The sequence below is a fragment of the Priestia sp. 53B2 genome (assembly GCF_056099005.1).
In genome coordinates this window covers 1-15,560 of sequence record NZ_JBLZXA010000011.1, presented here as the reverse complement: position 1 = coordinate 15,560, position 15,560 = coordinate 1, and the positions used below count along the sequence as shown (strand labels likewise).

Below are 15,560 nucleotides of genomic sequence, written 5' to 3'. Positions count from 1 at the left end.
TATTGTAATGTAAATATAACATTAACATACGGATTTATTCAAGCGTTATTCGTTCACCTAGTAGCCTAACTGCATAAACTTTATCACAAAAGCCACGTAATCCATTATAAATGCGATGCATACGTGAATCATGCTGTACAAGTCCAAATACAGTTGGCCCACTGCCGCTCATGAGCACAGCATCGGCGCCAAAACGCTTTATTTGTTCTTTAATGAGAGCTACTTCCGGATGCATTTTCAGCGTTACTGCTTCCAATACATTTCCTACAAGGCTACACATTTGATCATAATTTCCTGATTGTATGGCGTGAACCATCTCATCTACTTTAGGATGATCCATCTCTTCAATTTTTAAGTGTCGATATACATCTGCTGTAGAAACACCTATTTCAGGCTTAGCCAAAATCACCCAGCAGCTTGGAGGTGCCTCAATATGCTCTACAATCTCTCCGCGCCCTGTGGCAAGAGCTGTCCCTCCGTACACGCAAAAAGATACGTCAGAGCCAATCTCAGCCCCTATTTCTGCAAGTGTGTCTAATGATAACCCTAATTCCCATAACGTATTTAAACCGCGTAATGTAGCAGCCGCGTCACTGCTGCCTCCAGCTAATCCAGCAGCTACTGGAATATGTTTATCAATTAATATATTTACACCTTTTGAAATGTTATAACGTCGCTTCAAAATCTGCGCTGCCTGATAAGCGAGATTTCGCTGGTCATCTGGAACAAAGCGATTATGAGAATAGATAACAATTCGTCCATCTTCACGTTCAGAAAGTTCAATTCTGTCCGCTAAATCAATTGTTGTCATAATCATCTTAACTTCATGGTAACCATCTGGACGTTTATGTAACACATCAAGTGACAAATTTATTTTAGCCGGTGCTTTCACCATTAATTTCAACTTACTTCACCTACTTCATCTTATCGAGTTTAACGCTATTTTATCATAAAATGAACAAGATATAGCTGTTCATTTAAACATCTTTGTTTAATCCTCTGTTTTATCTTTCATTTTGGGACAAAAAAACCGAAGCGGTTATACACTTCGGTTTTCCTCATTTCACTTTAAATAGTCGTATAAGCATTGATTTTCACTATGCTATTGCTTTAGCTGCTGCTGTGCAAGCTCTACAGCTCGCTTCACCATATTGCCTGCGTCTTTTGCCCGAATAGCGCCCCAGCCTTCTGCTTGTACAGTATCGTAAAAACCAAGTTCTTTAGCCAGTTCTTCTTTCAGCTTCGATGACATAACCCCTCTACGCCTTGACATTGCACATGGCTCCTTTACGTATAAAATGAAATTTCAACCTGAATCTCCTCGCTCTTTTACATAAGAAACGCGAGGACGATATGTATAGTATGTATAAAAAATAATGCATATATAATTTGAAAAAAAGACCAATAAAAAAGCAGTAAACCAATGTCCACTGCTCATCACCACTTGCTATATTGCCTATGTCATTCTTAGAAAAATTTTAGTTGCACTGTTTCCGTTAACACATCTGCGTAACTATACGAAACGCGCTCCAAAGAGTTTTCCTCTTGATCTAATTCAACGATAAAAACAGATGGGTACGTTTCTGTTAATACACCTGAACGTTCTACTGTTTTTCTACGACCACCGTTTGCTTTTAAAGTTAATCGTTGGCCTAGGTGCAAATCCAGCGCTTGCTTAATATCAGACAAAGTTTTCGCCATATTGGTCCACCTCACTATGTATAGTGTAACACATGTTAGAAAAATAGTCAAAAACATAAAATTATAACAATCTATCTCTAATTGTGTCAATAAATAATTTTCAACATGAATCTACATTTCGCTGTTATTATGCTCGTTTTTCAACGAAATATGTATATCTTTAGCAAATATTGAAAATGATTTTGTGTAATTAAGCGTATACTTTGGCTTCATACGAAAAAACAACTGGTTGCACATCATGCGTGTACATGCTGTAACCAGTTGTTTTTATTTCTACTCATCGCTTTCATAAGGCATGCCCGTGCGAAGCAGCCCTTTTGTTTCTACTCCTCCTAAACCTTTAGCACCCGTTAATGTATTACGTAAGACGTCCCATACATTAATACGATCCGTGAAAGGAGTAAAACTTAGTTTTGCTACTACATACACAGGGTCAAGCGCATGAATATTTACACGTGAAGGTGAACTAGCAAAGTTTGCTCCAGCTTGAATCAATAATTCAAAATGCGATTGACAGGCACCTGCAAAGATCACCAGCTGATCTAAATTACCAACTCTTTTTCTTGCTTCTTGGACTGTTTGAATATAGTGCTTGGAATGTCTATAAGCAAGGAGATCATCTTTATTTCCTTTTCCTTTGGAATAGGCATCATGGCCTGTCAGCACCAGAATATCGGGTCTTACATCCTCAATTAGCTTTCCAACTTTCTCCGGCATTTCTGACTCGACGCAATGAACACCATAAACAGGAACACCAATTTTTTCGTAAACCAACAAACATTTACGTAAATAATTAGGGTCTCCGTCTACGTGCAGGACCTTTCCTGGAATTTGAAATAAGCGATGTGAATGGCTGTATCCATTTGTCATGCTATATTCAGTTTTCTCTCGAACGAGCCGATAATCCTGTTGAATAAGCTCCAAGGATCTTTCTAAAAGTTCTTCTTCTTGTTTTTTTCTTTGATCCTGTTCTTTAGCATCCACAACCTCTAAATCTGTACAAGGAGCGTCGGCAATCAACCGAACGTCTTCTCCTATCAAAGTCGCATATTTCCCCGCTTCGCTGTCATTAATAGCTATAACACGAAAAAGCAAATCTCTTTGATAAGAAGGTCGTGTAACTATATCACCAATTTTGATGTTCATATGCTTCACTCCGTCTTTGCTACTTCAAAAATAAATTCTCTTCATAGCCTATGACTTCATGATAAAAATGTGATGATTTAGCGAAATGATTTTAAAAGTTGATCACTTAGCTTTCCAAATTCTTGAATAGATAACGTTTCGCCTCTTCGTTTCGGATCAATTTCAGCAGTTGAAAGTGCTTGCTCAATGTTCGCTTTTTTCTGCTTCCCATTTGGCAAGTTGTTCACTAGATTGTTTAAAATTGTTTTTCGACGCTGTCCAAAACTTGCTCGTACAACTTGAAAGAAGAATGCTTCATCTTGTACTTCTACCGCTGGCTTTGGTCTTCTCAACAATCGAATAACAGCTGAATCTACATTAGGCTGCGGATTAAATACTGTTTTAGGCACAATCATAACCGTCTCAGCCTCTGTATAGTATTGAATCGCAATAGAAAGTGAACCGTACTCTTTTGTTCCCGGTTTAGCTGCTATACGGTCGGCAACTTCTTTTTGAAGCATAACGACGATTCCACGTACCGGAATTTGCTCTTCTAATAATTTCATCAAAATGGGTGTCGTCACGTAATAGGGTAAATTCGCAACGACCATTAAATCTTCTATGTTTTCGAATTCTTGTTCGAGCGTCCCTTTTAAATCCGCTTTTAACACATCTTGATGAATAACTTTTGCATTTGAGTAAGGAGAAAGAGTATCAGCTAAAATCGGAAGCAAACGCTGGTCGATTTCAAATGCCAGTACTTTTTTTGCGCGCTTTGCTAGCTGTTCAGTTAAGGCCCCGATACCAGGTCCAATTTCAATAGCTCCCGTTTCTTCTGTTATTTCCGCATGATCAACAATACGATGTAAAATGTTCGTATCAATTAAAAAATTTTGTCCCAAACTCTTTTTAAATGTAAAACCGTATTTCTTTAAAATTTCCTTGGTTCGATTAGGCGTTGCAATATCTTTTAACACGATCCCTTTTCCTCCTTATTTATCTGCTCAACAGCTCTGATAAAGTCCTCTTTTGAAATTTGGAACATCTGTAATCGTTTATGGAGCTGTTTTCCGTTGGCATAGCCAACTTTTAATAACTTCCCTATTCTTTCACGTCGAGACTTAGCTTTACTATCTCCTATCAAACGAGCTACGATTAAATCCTCTTGAGAAATCTCGATAGCTGCCCCCATCCACTCTTGCTTCACATCTTTTAGTGCTTTTTGAATAGACGCAATAGAAGCATGTTCAACTCCAATACCTTTGCCATTTTTAGGGCGAGCCTCTTCTTTATCTAAGAATGCATGTTTACATCCGGGAACACGTTCTGAAACAATATTTCGAATTCGCTGTCCTGGATAATCTGGATCTGTAAAAATAATCACGCCTCTTGTTTTTTGAGCTAACTTTACTTTCTCAATGGTTTCTTCATTTACAGCTGATCCATTTGTCTCGATGGTATCCGCATCCACTGCACGTTTAATCGCTACAGTGTCATCTCGGCCTTCTACTACAATAATTTCTTTAATCTTCATTGCTTCCTCCAAAACATTCAGTTTTGTTCATTTGCTTTTCAGTAAAAATGAAATGATCGTTACACACATCATTTTTCTTCTATGAAATCAACGTTTTATCTTATTATCAACTAAATTAAAAAGCATTTACCTGTTATTTTAACTGAAAAAGGCAGAGGATAACATTCTCCTCTGCGCCTATCTTTACTTTAACACGAAAATGATTGTTATATGAGAAAAAGTTTTAATCATTAATGCCAAATAGCTTTTTGGCGTTAGCTGTTGTAATATCAGCTAATTCTTCATACGTTATACCTTTTAACTCTGCAATTTGCTCTGCTACGTATGAAACATAACCAGGTTCATTGCGCTTGCCGCGGAATGGATGAGGCGTCAGATAAGGACAGTCTGTTTCAATTAATAGTTTATCTAAAGGAAGCTCTGTAGCAACTTCTTTTGGCTTTTTCGCATTTTTAAAAGTAACAGGTCCGCCAAAAGAAATATACATATTCATATCCATACACTGCTTCGCTACTTCAATACTGCCCGTGAAGCAATGCATAATCCCGCCTACTTCTTCTACGTGCTCTTCTTTTAAAATGGTTACCACGTCTTCCGTTGCATCACGATTATGAATAATGATAGGTAAATTCACTTTGCGAGCTAAGCGAATTTGACGGCGAAATACGTCTTTTTGAACTTCTTTAGGGGATTTATCCCAATGGTAGTCTAATCCCATTTCTCCTAAAGCAACAACTTTCGGATGCTGAGCTAACTCTTCAATCCAAGCTAAGTGCTCATCCGTCATATCAACTGCATCTACTGGATGCCATCCTACACTAGCATAGATAAAGTCATACGTTTCAGCTATTTGAATAGCCTTTTTGATGGTAGGTTCATCGAATCCAACAACTACCATGTTTTGAACACCTTTTTCTAACGCACGATTAATTACTTCTTGCAAATCATCTTCATACTGTTCTGCGTTTAAGTGAACATGTGTATCAAATAACATCTAATCGATCCTTTCCATGAATAAAAGGGGGTCCTCGCATGTTACACGTGAAACACCCCTTTTACCTATACTTATTTTATCTTCGTGTACTTATTTTATCTTCGTGCCGTTTGCTAAGTTTTGATCTACGCTTGCTAGTGAAAGACCATTCTCATCTTCCCCCGCTAAAATCATTCCTTGTGATAGTTCACCGCGCAGTTTCACAGGTTTTAAGTTGGTTACACAAATTACTTTTCGACCTACTAATTCTTCAGGCTTATAAAACTTGGCAATACCTGATACAACCTGGCGTTTTTCATAGCCAAGATCAAGCTGCAGCTTTAATAGTTTATCTGCCTTTTTAACTGGTTCTACTTGCGTAACTTGCGCTACACGAAGCTCTACTTTCATGAAATCATCAATCATAATCTCTTCAGAAGGCTCTTCCTTCACAACAGGTTTTTCTTCCTTTGGAGCACTCCCTTGCATCTGCTCTTTAATAAACGCTACCTCTTCTTCTCGATCTAGACGAGGGAACATTGGCTCACCTTTTTCTACTTTTGTGCCTTCTTTAAGCATATTAAAACGCGTCGTGCTTTCCCACGTTTTTAATACATCTTCTTTTACACCAATCTGAGCAAAAATTTTCTCAGGTGTACGCGTTAAGAATGGCTGCAGTAATACCGCAATGTGACGAATTGATTCAGCTAGATGTGTCATAACGGAAGCAAGTTCTGCACGCTTATTCTCATCTTTTGCTAACGCCCAAGGCTGCGTTTCATCAATGTATTTATTCGTGCGGCTTACATATTGCCAGATAGAAGCAAGAGCCACTGAAAACTCCATATCTTCCATCGCTTCTTCATATTTATTTACTGTATCTTTTTGAGCTTGGACGATAAGTGCATCAAACTCTGTTACATTGCCTTCATAAGTCGGAATAACACCATCAAAATACTTATTAATCATCGCCACTGTACGATTAACTAAGTTGCCAAGGTCATTTGCTAAGTCAAAGTTAATACGTTCAACAAACGCTTCTGGTGTGAATACACCGTCTGAACCGAATGGAACTTCACGAAGCAAGTAGTAACGAAGGGCATCTAGTCCATAGCGGTCAATCAATGTCACTGGGTCTACTACATTCCCTTTTGACTTCGACATCTTTCCATCTTTCATTAATAACCAGCCGTGAGCAAATACTTTCTTAGGAAGTGGCAAATCAAGTGCCATCAACATGATTGGCCAATAAATAGTATGGAAACGTACGATTTCTTTTCCTACTAAATGTACGTTAGCCGGCCAATATTTTCGATAATTTTCATCGTTCTCTGTATCATACCCAAGAGAGGTGATATAGTTAGAAAGCGCATCAATCCATACGTAAATAACGTGTTTTGGGTTACCTGGAACTTTTACCCCCCAATCAAACGTCGTACGAGAGACAGCTAAGTCTTCAAGGCCAGGCTTAATAAAATTATTGATCATTTCGTTTTTACGGGACTCTGGTTGAATAAATGAAGGGTTTTCTTCATAAAAAGCTAGTAAACGATCTACGTATTTCCCCATTTTAAAGAAATAGGACTCTTCTCGAACGAGCTCTACAGGGTGTCCGCTATCCGGGCTTTTTCCGCCTACAACTTTTCCATTTTCAACGATTGGATCTACTAGTTGATGCTCTGTATAGTACGTCTCATCGGGAACTGAATACCAACCTTCATACTCATCAAGATAAATATCACCTTGTTCTAAAAGGCGCGCGAAAATCTTTTCCACGATTTCTTTATGTCTTGGTTCTGTTGTACGGATAAAATCATCATACGAAATATCCATCTTATCCCACAGCTCTTTGATTCCAGATACAATATCATCTACGTATTGCTGAGGTGTCACGTTTTTCTCTTCTGCTTTTCGCTGAATTTTTTGACCATGTTCATCTGTACCTGTTAAATAACGTACGTCAAACCCTCTCAAACGTTTATAACGAGCCATTGCATCTCCCGCTACCGTCGTGTATGCATGCCCTATATGTAATTTACCACTCGGATAATAAATCGGCGTAGTAATATAAAATGTATTATTTCCATCTGCCATGTTCATAACCTCCAACATTCCATTTCAACATTTTGATTTATATGTATGTAATCATATAAACCCTGTCTTCTTATTCTACTATCTATCATACTATTTTACATGATAATTTCAAAACATTCTCTTCCTATATACACGGGAATATGACGGATTCACTTCATTTTTAAATAATCGTTATTTTTCCAAAAAATAATCCTGTTAATTGTATCAGCTTCGCCCTATTTTTATATAAAATATACCCTCATTCAAAAAGTCACTTTGATGAAAACGACAAATAGGTCTAATTTTGTCGTTTTATGTCGAATTACATTTACCCTATCTTCAAAATAGTTAATATCAAGCTATTTAGACGATTAATCTTTTTTCCAATGAAACCCCTTGTCATTCCTTGACTGACGGTCACAATTAGCTTGTAAACAAGTCGAGAAAAAAAATTTTTCCCAGCTACATTTTTTTACATATAAAATGATTGACTAGTTTTGGAAACGCTGGTATTATGAAAGTACGTTGAAATTGTCGAATAATGACGAAAGTAATAACATAGAAAAATGATTACTGAGAGGAGAACGATTAACATGAAATCTACAGGTATTGTTCGTAAAGTTGATGAATTAGGACGCGTAGTAATTCCAATTGAATTACGTCGTACATTAGGAATTGCAGAGAAAGATGCTCTAGAAATCTATGTAGATGAAGAGCGCATCATCTTAAAAAAATACAAACCAAACATGACTTGCCAAGTAACAGGTGAAGTATCTGATGATAACATTCAACTTGCTAGCGGCAAATTAATTCTAAGCCGTGAAGGTGCAGAACAAATCATGAAAGAACTTCAAGATTCTTTACAAGCTTCTAAATAAAACGAAAAGCTGTCTATGATAGACAGCTTTTTTTAATGTACGTGATATTCACTATAAATGTCTCGCTTTGACACATCTCGGTCTTTTGCCACTTGCTTAATAGCTTCTTTGTTTGAAAGTCCTTCTTCTACATAGTGATCAACATGCTCGATAATGGTGAGCTGTTCCCACCATAGATTACTTTCATCTGGCGCTTCTTCATTTGTCCCTTCAAGAATTAAGCAGAATTCGCCTCTAATATCTGTGGCATTTGTCCATTTAATTGCTTCTAATACACTTCCTCTTAAAAATTCTTCATAGCGTTTTGTTAACTCTCTACATAACACAATAGATCGGTTTCCTAAAATTTCTTCTATACTCTTTAGTGTTTCTTTTAATCGATGAGGGGCTTCATAAAATATCATGCTTTCCTTAATATACTGAAGCTCTTGAAGCTGTTCTTTACGCTGTTTTTTATTTCTGTTTAAAAATCCATAAAAATAAAACTGCCCCGTAGGTAGTCCCGAAGCAATTAAAGCTGTTAATGCTGCGTTAGGCCCCGGCAGCGGAACAACCGTATACCCTTCTTTAACGGCAGCTACCACTAACTCATAACCAGGATCTGAAATACAAGGCATGCCCGCGTCGCTTACTAAAGCAATATTTTTTTCACCGTCTAAGTCGCTTAACAGCTGTTCACTTTTTGTATGTTTATTATGTTCATGATAACTTGTAATAGGCGTATCGATTTCAAAGTGGTTACATAGTTTTTTCGTTTGTCTCGTATCTTCTGCGGCAATATAATCAACTTCTTTTAAAATTCGAATCGCACGAAATGTCATATCCTCTAAGTTTCCAATAGGAGTGGGAACTAAATATAAAACGCCTCGTTCATTCGATACATCATAACTTTTTTGTGATTTCATTCTGCTTTTCTTGCTCCCTTCGAATGTAAGCCTGTTTTTGCACTCTGCTTAACTGTTTGAACCAATATTCTTTTTGCATAGCTTCTGTTTTAGAAGTAAACACCTCATGCCAAATTAATGAAACAGGCCTTCTTGCTCTCGTATATTTTGCCCCTTTTCCTTCATTATGGACAGAAATACGTTTTTGCAAATTATTCGTGTAACCAGCGTAATACGTACAGTCCTTGCATTCAACTACATAAAAATAATGATTATTTTGTTCCATATAAAATCCTTTTTAATTCTTCCGTGTATTCATCATTATCTTGGTAGACCACCAGCGGAGGAAGAATCTTTAAATCTGGGCTTCCATCCTTCGTACCTTCAATTAAAAGTGTATTTGCTTCTTTCCCATCTTTAGGATAGACAAACTGAAGTCTCTTTGGCTCTAAACGGTACTGCCTCATTAACGTAACGATATCTAATAGTCTTCCTGGACGGTGAACTAATGCCACTTTTCCGCCTTGCTTCACTAGTTGACTGCTGGCTCTAATCACATCTTCCAACGAACAATGAATCTCGTGGCGAGCGATTGCAAAGTGTTCGTTTTCATTTATCTCTTCTTTATTGGATGTGGTGAAATAAGGAGGATTACATGTTACAACATCATATTTTCCATAACCCAGTTCTTGAGGCGCATTTTTTAAATCACCATGTATCATTTTAATCTGGCCATCCAGCTGATTATACGCAATACTTCTTTGCGCCATACTGTGTAGCCGCTCTTGAATTTCTACACCAATGATTTTTCCCTTTGTTCGTTTAGATAAAAACAGTGGGATTACACCGTTTCCTGAACATAAATCAACCAAGTTACCTTTACGAATTGGGACATAAGCAAAGTGAGATAAAAGCACAGCATCCAATGAAAAGGAAAAGACAGACGGACTTTGAATAATGCGCATCTCCTCATCGGCTAATAGATAATCTAAACGTTCATCTCCATATAACTTAATCATAGTCGTTCTTCTCCTTGTACATCTATTATTTATATCTTTTACTCATAAAAAGAACCTCTCCAAAAGGGAGAGGTGTTGTTACTTTTTATTTAAAAATGACAAGCAAAACAAACAGTCTCCATCTTTACGCACACTTCCATAATGAATGTTACAAATATGAAAACCCTCTTGGTAAAGGCGAGCCAAATTGTCATATCCTTCTCCGATATCAATTTGTTTTTGCTCTTTTGTTTGAGAGCTTGCTTTTGAATGTCTATTTTTCAGCTTCGTTTCGAAGTTTGTCTGGTCAAGGCGACGGCGCAAATGATCATTTTCTATTTGCAGGTGATGATTTTCTTCAATTAGCTCAGCAAGATGCTCTTTCAACTCACCTAACTGCTTATATAAATGACCAATTTGTTCCTCCATGTTTGTCACCGAATCAAAAATCTCTTTTTTATCCACCTTTGCCCACCTCGTTAATCTGTGGCTTGAAACGAAACAGCACCTTCATTATTGATCTCATCCAGAGTATACTCTAAAATTTGTTCGTGATCTGACAGTTCCACTTGAATAATTCTTTCCAAAATATTCAAACCCACTACACGTCCTGAACCATCTGAAGTTTTAATTGTTGAGCCTATATCAGGAAGCTGTTCTTTTGCCGTTTCATACTCATCATTTTCATATTTTAAACAACACATCAAACGTCCGCATAAACCAGAAATTTTCGTTGGATTAAGCGATAGGTTTTGGTCTTTGGCCATCTTAATAGAAACCGGCTCAAAATCACCTAAAAACGTTGAGCAACATAGCATACGTCCACAAGGACCTATCCCGCCCAACAGCTTTGCCTCGTCTCGTACACCGATTTGACGAAGCTCAATTCGCGTACGGAAAATAGCAGCTAAATCTTTAACTAACTCTCTAAAATCAATACGGCCGTCTGCTGTAAAATAAAAAATGACTTTATTACGATCAAACGTATATTCTACATCTACTAACTTCATATCTAAATCGTGTGATTGAATTTTTTGCACGCATACGTCATATGCTTCTCTAGCAGCTTGTTTATTTTCATCCACAATCAGCCTGTCTTTTTGTTCGGCAATGCGGATTACTTTTTTCAAAGGAAGTACGACATCGTGTTCACTTACTTGCTTTTTATTAATAACCACTCTGCCAAATTCAACACCACGAACTGTTTCTACAATAACAAACTCACCATCTGGAATTGTAAGTTCTCCAGGGTCAAAATAATATATTTTTCCCGCTTTTTTAAAGCGAACGCCTACTACATCATACAAGCTTTTATCCCTCCTGCAAATCCAACACCAGCTGTTCCATTAATAACTGTAGATTCATATTTGAATTTAATTTATTTTTGGCCTTCAAGATAACCCCTAAGCGATAAATCGCTTTTTCCTGCGTTGTCTGAAGAGCTTGCTGTTTTAATTCTTCTATTTTATGACGATAGACGATTTTAGACTCTTGTCCAACTTGCAGCGTCAACAAATCACGATAAAGAAGCATCAATAAAGTTAAACCAATATGAGCTTGTTCTTTTTCTTTAAAATGTGTTACCCACTTTTCATGAATAAAAAGAAGAGCTTGTTGAGGTCTCGTTGTTAACACTTCATATAATTGTATCACTAACTTTATTGCAAGTCCAAACCATTCATCTTTACTTAATTCAATTGCTTCATCAATGCTGTTTGTTAAATTAGACAAGATGGACGCATCTACTGCCGAAAGGCCATTTTCTACTAGTTTTTCAGCTAACTGTTCTGGTGTAAGAGATCGAAATGATATTACTTGGCAACGTGAGATAATCGTATCTAATAAGCGCTGTATATTTTCTGTTAATAAAATTGCATAAGTTCCGTTGCCAGGCTCTTCTAAAAATTTCAGTAAACTATTTGCTGCGCTTACTGTCATTTTATCAACATGATTCACAATATATAACTTTTTATTAGATTCAACACCAGTTTTTGTGAATTCTGATTGCAAGAATTGAATTTGCTCTTTTTTAATCGATAGCCCAGCTGGCTCAATCAAGTGAATATCTGGATGATTACCTGAATCAATTCGCCGGCAGTTACTGCACTCATGACATGGCCTATGATTAACTGGATTTTGGCAAAACAGCGCTTTAGCAAACAAAAAACTAATTTGTTTTTTACCTGTTCCTTTGCTTCCTTCAAATAAATAAGCATGAGCAACTCGCTCTTTAAGTAAGCTGTTTTGTAAAATCTTTAATACGTTCGGCTGAAGAGCTTCAAGCTGTTCCCATGTATTTCCCATTCAATCATCACTTTCTATTTAAAATCTTCTCTCTCAAAATTGATGAAATTGATCTACTGGTAGTACGAATACTGTAGCTCCGCCCACTTCAACTTCAACAGGATACGGAATGTATGAATCTGCATTACCGCCCATCGGTGCCACAGGAGAAATCATCTGTCTGCGGTTTTCACATTGGCCCTTGATAATATCAAGTACTTCATCTACTTTATGATCATCTGTACCAATCATAATTGTTGTATTCCCTGATTTTAAAAATCCGCCCGTACTTGATAATTTGGTTGAACGAAACCCTCTTTCTACAAGTGCATTTAAAAGCTTTGAGCTATCTGAATCTTGAATAACGGCCATTACTAATTTCATGAATAACACCTCATTTTACTTTTTTGTTAAGAATAGTATAGCAAGAATAACGATCATCTGTATTTATTTTAAAATCAATTTTATTTGTTTATAAGCTTCTTCACAGACTTTTTCAACGGATTGATTTGCATCAATTCGTCGAATACGCTCTGGAAATTCACTCAAAAGAGATAAATATCCATCTCGTACTTTGTAATGAAAGTCTAAGGATTCTAAATCTAATCGATTAATCTCATTTTTTCGACCTTTATTAATTCTTTCTAATCCTACCTCAGGCTCAATATCAAAATATAAAGTGGCCTGTGGCATCGTTTGCTCAATAGCAAATTGATTGATAGCAAAAATATCTTCTACGCCTATACCCCGCGCATTTCCTTGATAAGCAAGTGAGCTATCAATAAAACGGTCACATAACACTATATTCCCTTTATTTAGCTCAGGAATCACTTTTTCCACAAGATGTTGTCTTCTAGCCGCAGCGTAAAGAAGTGCTTCGGTTCTGGCATCCATTTCCGTGTTAGATGGATTTAAGATGATTTCACGAATTTGTTCAGCAATTCGTATGCCTCCAGGCTCTCTTGTTAATACAATGGTATAGCCCTCTTGTATTAATTTTTGTTGAACCATATGGATGATGGTCGTCTTACCAGCACCCTCTGGCCCTTCGAATGTAATAAACGTTCCTGACATGTATAAATTCCTTTCTCTATTTAAATACTTCTATCTTTCCTTTTTCCATACAAGAGCCGCCTTGAATATGACCGTTTAACCTTTGAATATGCAAAATATAATCAATATGATTGCTCGTAATCGTTTCTCCCTCCATTAAAATAGGAATTCCAGGAGGATATGGAATAACAGATTGTGCGCTTACACACCCAATCGCTTCTTCAAACGAACACATATGCTTTGATCTTAGTTTTCTTTCTTCCATAGACAGGAGAACGGTTGCTCTTGAAAAACGAAATGGTTTGATTAGTGGTTTTTCATATGACTTACGCTGTATATTCTCTACTGCTTGTCTAACCCGCTTAATTGTATCATTAAAATCCCAACTGCTGCTTAACGGTAGAACAAACAATACATAGTTAACGTCAGCTAGTTCTGTATAAATATTTTGCTTTTCCAGTTCCTTTTGCAAATGATATCCTGTTGCCGCCGAACAAGTCAATGTCATTTTCAAAAGGTCGGTAGCAGTTTGATCTGTTTCCACCTCGATAGTTGAAAGTGTATCAATCTCATTAATCTTTTCAGCAAATGAATGAATATTGTCAGTCATTCTATCGATATCATGCTGTGTAAACTGCTGCAGATAATACCGTGCCAAATCGAGAGAAGCCATAATAGGATATGAAGGACTGCTTGACTGCAGTACTTGTAGGTAATGCCGCACGGCTTGCTTATTTACCAATGTTCCTTGCATATGTAAATAAGAACCCATTGTCATAGCTGGCAGCGTTTTATGTGCTGACTGAACGACAAGGTCGGCTCCATACGTAACAGCTGAAGAAGGAAAAGGATTGCCTAAAATAAAATGGGTTCCATGAGCTTCATCAATAATTATAGGAATATTGTAGCCATGAAGAAAGTCAATAGTCTCCTTTAAATCTCGCGCCACCCCGTAGTAAGTAGGATTTGTTAATACAAATGCTTTTATATCCTCAGAATGCTCTAAAGCCGCTTTAATTGTTTTAATGGATACACCTGTACTAAGATGTGTTTTAGAGTCTATTTCAGGAGCTAAAAAAATAGGTGATGCCTTTGATAAAGCAATAGCATTAAAAATAGATTTATGAGAATCTCTTTGGACAGCAATTTTATCTCCTTCTTGGCAAAGAGATAAAATCGCGGCAAGATTGCCTACAGTAGAACCATTAACTAAAAAAAAGCTTTCATCTACTCCATACAACTTTGCCGTTAACTCTTGTGCTTCTTTAATAACAGATTCTGCTTCATGTAAATCATCTAATCCACTAATTTCTGTTAGATCGTATTGCAAAAAGTCTGCGTAAGAAGACTGAATATGTGAAGGTAGAATTTGACCATTTTTATGGCCGGGCACGTGATAAGAGAGTGACCTCTTTTCGCTGTGCCTTACTAAACGGTTATATAAAGGTAAATATGTATCCATATATCCATTCCTTACTTTTTGTAAATATAACATTGTTAACTTGATAAAAGAATATGTAAGTATTCTTCCTATCAAAATTCATTTTTCTTTCATTATAACAAACTTAGATGATTTTTTTGAACCATATAAAGAAGCCCTTATAAAAAAGGGCTTTTAGTAAGAAAACGCTCCTGATATTCTCTTTAATTGATCTACTAACAATTGATAACGAAAATGAGATGAATCCACCTCTACAATCTCCACCTCGCAGTGTTGGCATATAAAGCTGGAAAACACCTCAATACCCTTTTTATGCTGTTCATGACAAACGGAACATGTTTTAATTTGTTTTTCCATTACTCTCCACCTCCACTAAATAAGTATCGACAAGATGTAACTTCTTTATGCAGTTCATTTACCCCATTTTATGTAGATAGCTTATACTCTGTGAACAATAAAAAAGGACTAGCTAAAATAGCTAGTCCTTTTTAGGTGCCTGGCAACGTCCTACTCTCACAGGGACAAAGTCCCAACTACCATTGGCGCTAAAGAGCTTAACTTCCGTGTTCGGTATGGGAACGGGTGTGACCTCTTCGCTATCGCCACCAGACAAGAGA

Annotated in this window: 19 protein-coding genes and 1 rRNA gene; 1 reads left to right on the top strand and 19 read right to left on the bottom strand. The window is 37.0% G+C overall.

Features of this window, described 5'->3' with window-relative positions; genetic code table 11:
- Positions 1 to 34: 34 nt before the first annotated feature.
- The 8 genes from ispE to metG form a co-directional block, all read right to left on the bottom strand.
- Positions 35 to 904: a 4-(cytidine 5'-diphospho)-2-C-methyl-D-erythritol kinase gene (ispE, locus tag ACN6NE_RS11250; protein ID WP_129705637.1), complete on the bottom strand. Its 870-nt coding sequence runs from the start codon at positions 902 to 904 to the stop codon at positions 35 to 37.
- A gap of 198 nt (positions 905 to 1,102) precedes the next feature.
- Positions 1,103 to 1,273 carry a small, acid-soluble spore protein, alpha/beta type gene (locus ACN6NE_RS11245; RefSeq protein WP_129705635.1) on the bottom strand — a complete coding sequence of 57 codons (171 nt, stop codon included), beginning with the start codon at positions 1,271 to 1,273 and terminating at the stop codon, positions 1,103 to 1,105.
- Between the two features lie 194 nt (positions 1,274 to 1,467).
- On the bottom strand, positions 1,468 to 1,701 hold the full coding sequence (gene veg, locus ACN6NE_RS11240) for a biofilm formation stimulator Veg (protein WP_013054859.1): 234 nt from the start codon (positions 1,699 to 1,701) through the stop codon (positions 1,468 to 1,470).
- Positions 1,702 to 1,974: 273 nt separating this feature from the next.
- Positions 1,975 to 2,847: a sporulation peptidase YabG gene (yabG, locus tag ACN6NE_RS11235; protein WP_025601509.1), complete on the bottom strand. Its 873-nt coding sequence runs from the start codon at positions 2,845 to 2,847 to the stop codon at positions 1,975 to 1,977.
- Positions 2,848 to 2,924: 77 nt separating this feature from the next.
- A complete protein-coding gene (gene rsmA / locus ACN6NE_RS11230) occupies positions 2,925 to 3,803 on the bottom strand; it encodes a 16S rRNA (adenine(1518)-N(6)/adenine(1519)-N(6))-dimethyltransferase RsmA (RefSeq protein ID WP_057242731.1) in 879 nt (292 codons plus the stop codon).
- The gene (gene rnmV / locus ACN6NE_RS11225) at positions 3,797 to 4,360 is read right to left on the bottom strand and encodes a ribonuclease M5 (protein ID WP_129705632.1); all 564 of its coding nucleotides are present in this window, start codon (positions 4,358 to 4,360) and stop codon (positions 3,797 to 3,799) included. The genes rsmA and rnmV overlap by 7 nt, the downstream gene beginning before the upstream one ends.
- A gap of 223 nt (positions 4,361 to 4,583) precedes the next feature.
- Entirely contained in the window at positions 4,584 to 5,354 is a 771-nt protein-coding gene (locus ACN6NE_RS11220; protein WP_057237546.1) for a TatD family hydrolase, read from the bottom strand.
- Between the two features lie 90 nt (positions 5,355 to 5,444).
- Positions 5,445 to 7,427 (bottom strand): methionine--tRNA ligase, encoded by a 1,983-nt coding sequence (gene metG / locus ACN6NE_RS11215; protein WP_025601514.1) that lies wholly within the window; start codon positions 7,425 to 7,427, stop codon positions 5,445 to 5,447.
- Positions 7,428 to 7,993: 566 nt separating this feature from the next.
- Here metG and ACN6NE_RS11210 point away from each other — a divergent pair.
- Entirely contained in the window at positions 7,994 to 8,284 is a 291-nt protein-coding gene (locus ACN6NE_RS11210; protein ID WP_170836841.1) for an AbrB/MazE/SpoVT family DNA-binding domain-containing protein, read from the top strand.
- 32 nt (positions 8,285 to 8,316) lie between these two features.
- Here ACN6NE_RS11210 and rsmI read toward each other — a convergent pair whose 3' ends face one another.
- The 11 genes from rsmI to rrf form a co-directional block, all read right to left on the bottom strand.
- Complete coding sequence (gene rsmI, locus ACN6NE_RS11205) at positions 8,317 to 9,189, bottom strand: 16S rRNA (cytidine(1402)-2'-O)-methyltransferase (protein WP_129705628.1); 873 nt, start codon at positions 9,187 to 9,189, stop codon at positions 8,317 to 8,319.
- Positions 9,167 to 9,454 carry a GIY-YIG nuclease family protein gene (locus ACN6NE_RS11200; protein WP_013054850.1) on the bottom strand — a complete coding sequence of 96 codons (288 nt, stop codon included), beginning with the start codon at positions 9,452 to 9,454 and terminating at the stop codon, positions 9,167 to 9,169. Before ACN6NE_RS11200 ends, rsmI begins: the two co-directional genes overlap by 23 nt.
- Positions 9,441 to 10,187, bottom strand: a complete 747-nt coding sequence (locus ACN6NE_RS11195) for a tRNA1(Val) (adenine(37)-N6)-methyltransferase (protein WP_129705626.1) — start codon at positions 10,185 to 10,187, stop codon at positions 9,441 to 9,443. The genes ACN6NE_RS11200 and ACN6NE_RS11195 overlap by 14 nt, the downstream gene beginning before the upstream one ends.
- A 78-nt stretch (positions 10,188 to 10,265) precedes the next feature.
- On the bottom strand, positions 10,266 to 10,631 hold the full coding sequence (yabA, locus tag ACN6NE_RS11190; protein ID WP_474325327.1) for a DNA replication initiation control protein YabA: 366 nt from the start codon (positions 10,629 to 10,631) through the stop codon (positions 10,266 to 10,268).
- A gap of 14 nt (positions 10,632 to 10,645) precedes the next feature.
- Entirely contained in the window at positions 10,646 to 11,473 is an 828-nt protein-coding gene (locus ACN6NE_RS11185; RefSeq protein ID WP_013054847.1) for a PSP1 domain-containing protein, read from the bottom strand.
- Between the two features lie 4 nt (positions 11,474 to 11,477).
- Positions 11,478 to 12,470, bottom strand: a complete 993-nt coding sequence (gene holB, locus ACN6NE_RS11180; protein WP_129705624.1) for a DNA polymerase III subunit delta' — start codon at positions 12,468 to 12,470, stop codon at positions 11,478 to 11,480.
- Positions 12,471 to 12,503: 33 nt separating this feature from the next.
- Positions 12,504 to 12,833 (bottom strand): cyclic-di-AMP receptor, encoded by a 330-nt coding sequence (locus ACN6NE_RS11175; protein WP_013054845.1) that lies wholly within the window; start codon positions 12,831 to 12,833, stop codon positions 12,504 to 12,506.
- A gap of 63 nt (positions 12,834 to 12,896) precedes the next feature.
- The gene (tmk, locus tag ACN6NE_RS11170; RefSeq protein ID WP_129705622.1) at positions 12,897 to 13,523 is read right to left on the bottom strand and encodes a dTMP kinase; all 627 of its coding nucleotides are present in this window, start codon (positions 13,521 to 13,523) and stop codon (positions 12,897 to 12,899) included.
- 16 nt (positions 13,524 to 13,539) lie between these two features.
- Positions 13,540 to 14,964, bottom strand: a complete 1,425-nt coding sequence (locus ACN6NE_RS11165; protein ID WP_474325326.1) for an aminotransferase class I/II-fold pyridoxal phosphate-dependent enzyme — start codon at positions 14,962 to 14,964, stop codon at positions 13,540 to 13,542.
- A gap of 153 nt (positions 14,965 to 15,117) precedes the next feature.
- Positions 15,118 to 15,300, bottom strand: coding sequence for a sigma factor G inhibitor Gin (locus ACN6NE_RS11160; protein WP_129705618.1), 183 nt, complete (start codon positions 15,298 to 15,300; stop codon positions 15,118 to 15,120).
- A gap of 137 nt (positions 15,301 to 15,437) precedes the next feature.
- Positions 15,438 to 15,553 (bottom strand): 5S ribosomal RNA (rrf, locus tag ACN6NE_RS11155).
- Positions 15,554 to 15,560: the final 7 nt, after the last annotated feature.

What these genes read in the sequence shown, in the direction of transcription:
- ACN6NE_RS11245 (WP_129705635.1), bottom strand. Translation starts at nt 1,273, where the DNA reads ATGTCAAGGCGTAGAGGGGTTATGTCATCGAAGCTGAAAGAAGAACTG.
- veg (WP_013054859.1), bottom strand. Translation starts at nt 1,701, where the DNA reads ATGGCGAAAACTTTGTCTGATATTAAGCAAGCGCTGGATTTGCACCTA.
- yabG (WP_025601509.1), bottom strand. Translation starts at nt 2,847, where the DNA reads ATGAACATCAAAATTGGTGATATAGTTACACGACCTTCTTATCAAAGA.
- rnmV (WP_129705632.1), bottom strand. Translation starts at nt 4,360, where the DNA reads ATGAAGATTAAAGAAATTATTGTAGTAGAAGGCCGAGATGACACTGTA.
- ACN6NE_RS11220 (WP_057237546.1), bottom strand. Translation starts at nt 5,354, where the DNA reads ATGTTATTTGATACACATGTTCACTTAAACGCAGAACAGTATGAAGAT.
- metG (WP_025601514.1), bottom strand. Translation starts at nt 7,427, where the DNA reads ATGGCAGATGGAAATAATACATTTTATATTACTACGCCGATTTATTAT.
- rsmI (WP_129705628.1), bottom strand. Translation starts at nt 9,189, where the DNA reads ATGAAATCACAAAAAAGTTATGATGTATCGAATGAACGAGGCGTTTTA.
- ACN6NE_RS11200 (WP_013054850.1), bottom strand. Translation starts at nt 9,454, where the DNA reads ATGGAACAAAATAATCATTATTTTTATGTAGTTGAATGCAAGGACTGT.
- ACN6NE_RS11195 (WP_129705626.1), bottom strand. Translation starts at nt 10,187, where the DNA reads ATGATTAAGTTATATGGAGATGAACGTTTAGATTATCTATTAGCCGAT.
- holB (WP_129705624.1), bottom strand. Translation starts at nt 12,470, where the DNA reads ATGGGAAATACATGGGAACAGCTTGAAGCTCTTCAGCCGAACGTATTA.
- ACN6NE_RS11175 (WP_013054845.1), bottom strand. Translation starts at nt 12,833, where the DNA reads ATGAAATTAGTAATGGCCGTTATTCAAGATTCAGATAGCTCAAAGCTT.
- tmk (WP_129705622.1), bottom strand. Translation starts at nt 13,523, where the DNA reads ATGTCAGGAACGTTTATTACATTCGAAGGGCCAGAGGGTGCTGGTAAG.
- ACN6NE_RS11165 (WP_474325326.1), bottom strand. Translation starts at nt 14,964, where the DNA reads ATGGATACATATTTACCTTTATATAACCGTTTAGTAAGGCACAGCGAA.
- ACN6NE_RS11160 (WP_129705618.1), bottom strand. Translation starts at nt 15,300, where the DNA reads ATGGAAAAACAAATTAAAACATGTTCCGTTTGTCATGAACAGCATAAA.